This window comes from Vibrio sp. 10N.222.48.A3 (assembly GCF_041475345.1).
GTDB classification, from domain to species: domain Bacteria; phylum Pseudomonadota; class Gammaproteobacteria; order Enterobacterales; family Vibrionaceae; genus Vibrio; species Vibrio tasmaniensis_A.
Genome location: NZ_JBFRVX010000187.1, coordinates 1 through 4216 on the forward strand (window position 1 = coordinate 1; position 4216 = coordinate 4216).

Annotated in this window: 4 protein-coding genes; 3 read left to right on the plus strand and 1 reads right to left on the minus strand. The window is 43.0% G+C overall.

From position 1 onward, the window contains the following. Window positions 1-217: 217 nt before the first annotated feature. Window positions 218-841: a hypothetical protein gene (locus AB4653_RS06620; protein ID WP_009846503.1), complete on the minus strand. Its 624-nt coding sequence runs from the start codon at window positions 839-841 to the stop codon at window positions 218-220. Window positions 842-1334: 493 nt separating this feature from the next. Here AB4653_RS06620 and thrS point away from each other — a divergent pair, with 493 nt between their 5' ends. The 3 genes from thrS to rpmI all read left to right on the plus strand — a co-directional run bounded on the left by thrS (window position 1335) and on the right by rpmI (window position 4116). Beyond that, complete coding sequence (thrS, locus tag AB4653_RS06625; RefSeq protein WP_029223062.1) at window positions 1335-3263, plus strand: threonine--tRNA ligase; 1929 nt, start codon at window positions 1335-1337, stop codon at window positions 3261-3263. A 2-nt stretch (window positions 3264-3265) separates the two neighbouring features. Continuing rightward, entirely contained in the window at window positions 3266-3817 is a 552-nt protein-coding gene (gene infC / locus AB4653_RS06630) for a translation initiation factor IF-3 (RefSeq protein ID WP_077680304.1), read from the plus strand. 104 nt (window positions 3818-3921) lie between these two features. Continuing rightward, on the plus strand, window positions 3922-4116 hold the full coding sequence (rpmI, locus tag AB4653_RS06635) for a 50S ribosomal protein L35 (RefSeq protein ID WP_004738430.1): 195 nt from the start codon (window positions 3922-3924) through the stop codon (window positions 4114-4116). Window positions 4117-4216: the final 100 nt, after the last annotated feature.

Genomic DNA, 4216 nt, shown 5'->3' on the forward strand with positions numbered 1-4216 from the left:
CAGTATTGGAGTAGTACGTTCTCGCTAAATATTTAAGCTCTTCCAACTTAACTTGTCTCCTGAAGTCTAAAAGGACTGCTAAAGCAGCGTTAAGTGGTGAGTAACGCAAACCACCTTACCTAAAGCTATTGTGCTGTAAATTTAAGCTGAAGCAAACCAAAAATGCCGAGTGTTGGGAATCGGTTTTAAGCGCTTGTGAAGTCCCATTACTACAATGCTAAATAGTTGGCACTGACGGTAATGATTCAAAGCGCATTGCTCCAACTGCCCATTTGTTACCCGAAATTGCATATTGATGTAAGTTTTCCGGTGAAGAAAGTATAAAGCCAGAGAGTTTCTTCTTTGCTGCTTTCGATGAATACCTTTTTTGGCACATATCAACAAAACCGCTGATACGCTCGGCTATGTCACCTGGAAACCTAAACTCTACATTTTCGTCGTAACGAATTTGGGCTCTATATTGCAGACTCTTTGGCAATGTCCCTTTTCGCTTCCAAGCAATCATTGGCATTGGTACTCTTGGTATTTTCGAGCTTTTTGGTAGATAAGAAACATTTGGATCCAGTAACACATCGTTGACTTCAACCCAATAATGACTTGGTTGATCACGATTTGAACCAGCAAAGCCCTCTAAGGAAGCTTGACGTCCATCGATTGACATTGTGAATGCGCCGACATTACCCCCGACAATAATGGAACTAACACCTTCTTTCTGCAGTATCGAATATATTGCACAAGCCGTATAAAGACACCGAGAGTCATAATCTGTTGGAAATGTTTTTTTCAAACACCAATCTATTGTTGCGAACAAATTGTTAACTTTAACTCGACCAAGCATCATTACATTCACCTTTACTATTTGATGGTTCGATAAACTCACTCTGGTACTTAATGCTTCTTATACGGCAATGCTTCGTATTTTGAGGCTGAATGATGCCTAATTTATATATTCGATTCAACAATGAATCAATGGGTTAGTGATGTATTAGAGGTGTTAGATTGCTTTGTGGCGAGTAACCTTGATCTGTAGCCATGATAGGTCTTAGTATTGTGAGAGGGTAAGAAGAGGGGGCATCGCATTAAAACAGCAGAATAATCGTATTCGGTCAGTGAAGGTGAGATGTTTCCTTAACCTCTTGTTCAGTACATTATTGTCATTTCATGTTAATTCGTTACAATACCTTTGGAATAAATGAGGGTGCATCTGTATTTGTACCTGAATTTGTACCAATTCTTACATATATCCCCATCAAGTTATCTAACTTGTTGAATTAAATATATTAAATAATTTTCATGTGTTGCTTGGTGTGCAACACCACTGTAAAGGACAAATAATGCCAATTATTACTCTTCCTGACGGTAGTCAGCGTCAATTTGACAACCCTGTATCAACTCTAGATGTTGCCCTATCAATCGGTCCTGGTCTTGCGAAAGCAACCATTGCTGGTCGTGTAGATGGCGAGCGTGTTGATGCTTGTGATCTTATCGAAAACGATGCAAGCCTAGAAATCATCACAGCTAAAGATGAAGTTGATGGCCTTGAGATCGTTCGTCACTCTTGTGCTCACCTTTTAGGTCACGCGATTAAGCAGCTTTTTCCAGAAGCGAAAATGGCGATCGGTCCTACCATTGATAACGGTTTCTACTACGATATCGACCTTGAGCACTCTCTAACGCAAGAAGATCTAGAAAAGATTGAAAAGCGTATGAAAGAGCTAGCGAAGACCAAGTATCAGGTTGTTAAGAAGAAAGTTAGCTGGCAGGAAGCGCGTGACGCATTCGAAGCTCGCGGCGAGACTTACAAAATCGAAATCCTGGATGAGAACGTTTCTAAAGACGATCGTCCAGGCCTGTACCATCATGAAGAATACATCGATATGTGTCGTGGTCCACACGTTCCACATATGGGCTTCTGCCAACACTTCACGCTACTTAACGTAGCGGGTGCTTACTGGCGTGGTAACAGTGACAACAAGATGCTTCAACGTATCTACGGCACTGCATTCCACGACAAAAAAGCGCTTAAGGCTCACCTAGTGCGCCTAGAAGAAGCGGCTAAGCGTGATCACCGTAAAATCGGTAAGCACTTAGATCTATTCCACATGCAGCAAGAAGCACCAGGTATGGTGTTCTGGCATCATAACGGTTGGACTATCTTCCGTGAGCTAGAAGTATTTATTCGTCAGAAGCTGACTGAGTACGATTACCAAGAAGTAAAAGGCCCATTAATGATGGACCGTGTTCTTTGGGAGCGCTCTGGTCACTGGGATAAGTACGCTGAAGCGATGTTCACGACTTCTTCAGAGAACCGTGAATACGCGATCAAGCCAATGAACTGCCCTGGTCACGTTCAAATCTTTAACCAAGGTTTGAAATCTTACCGTGATCTACCGTTACGTATGGCTGAGTTTGGCTCATGTCACCGTAACGAGCCGTCTGGCGCACTTCACGGCATTATGCGTGTTCGTGGCTTCACTCAAGATGATGCTCACGTATTCTGTACTGAAGACCAAGTTCAGCAAGAAGTTAAAGCTTGTATTGAAATGGTTTACGATACTTACACAACTTTCGGTTTCGAAAACATTGTTGTTAAGCTATCTACTCGTCCAGAACAGCGCGTAGGTTCAGACGAAATGTGGGACCGTGCAGAGGCCGATCTTAAGCAAGCGCTTGAGGCGATGGAGATTGCATACGAGATTCAAGAAGGCGAGGGTGCGTTCTACGGACCTAAGATTGAATTTACTTTGCATGATTGTTTGGACCGCGCATGGCAATGTGGTACAGTGCAGCTCGATTTTGCATTACCAGAACGTTTAGGTGCAACTTACGTAGGTGAAGATAACGAGCGTCACACGCCAGTTATGATTCACCGCGCGATTTTAGGTTCACTAGAACGCTTCATCGGTATTCTTATTGAAGAATACGCTGGCTTCTTCCCAACGTGGTTGGCGCCAGAACAAGCAATTGTTATGGGCATTACAGACAAACAGTCTGAATATGTACAAGAAATTGCGAAAAAACTGCAAAAAAGTGGATTTAGAGTCAAAGCAGACTTGAGAAATGAGAAGATTGGCTTTAAAATCCGCGAACATACTTTGAAACGTGTACCGTTCATGCTTGTGTGTGGTGACCAAGAAATGGAAGCCGGCGAAATTGCAGTACGTACACGTAAAGGTAAGGACCTTGGCAAATTTAAAGTGGATGACTTTATTTCATACATCCAAGCCGAGGTTTCAAGCCGTAAGCTCAATCTGGAGGAATAGCTATTAAAGGCGGAAGACGTGGCCAACAACCGGCCAAACAAAACCAGCACCGTTTAAACGGTGACATTCGTGGCGTTCGTGAAGTGCGTCTAACTGGCGCAGACGGCGAAGCTGTTGGTGTAGTAACAATCGCTGAAGCGATGGAAGCTGCAAATGAAGCTGGTATGGATCTTGTAGAGATCAGCCCTAACGCCGAGCCGCCAGTTTGTCGTGTGATGGACTACGGTAAGTTCCTCTTCGAGAAGAGCAAAGCTGCGAAAGAGCAGAAGAAAAAGCAAAAGCAGGTTCAGATTAAGGAAATTAAATTCCGACCTGGAACTGATATTGGAGACTATCAGGTAAAACTACGCAACCTGACTGGTTTCCTTGAAGACGGCAACAAAGTGAAGGTAACAATTCGCTTCCGTGGCCGCGAAATGGCTCACCAAGAAATCGGTGTTGACGTTCTTAATCGTTTGAAAGTAGATACTGAAGAATTTGCAGTTGTCGAATCTTTCCCAACGAGAATTGAAGGTCGCCAGATGATCATGGTGTTGGCCCCTAAAAAGAAGTAATTAACGGCTTTGCAAGTAATTAAACCCTGCAGCCTCAGGTTGCGGGGTTTTATTCGCCCTAATTACTATGTTATTAACAACTCAACAATGCGGAGTTATTCATCATGCCTAAGATGAAAACCAACAAAGGTGCTGCTAAGCGTTTCCAGAAAACTGCTGGTGGTATTAAGTTTAAGCACGCTGGTAAACGTCACATCCTGACTAAGCGTACTACTAAGAACAAGCGTCAGCTACGTCCGAACTCGATCCTTCCTAAATGTGAAGTTGCTCAAGTTCTACGTATGATGCCATACGCTTAATTCTTTTTAGTTTATAAATTCGTTTAGTTTAGGAGAAGCATAATGCCTCGCGTAAAACGTGGTGTACAAGCTCGTGCACGTCATAAGAAAGTTCTAAAAC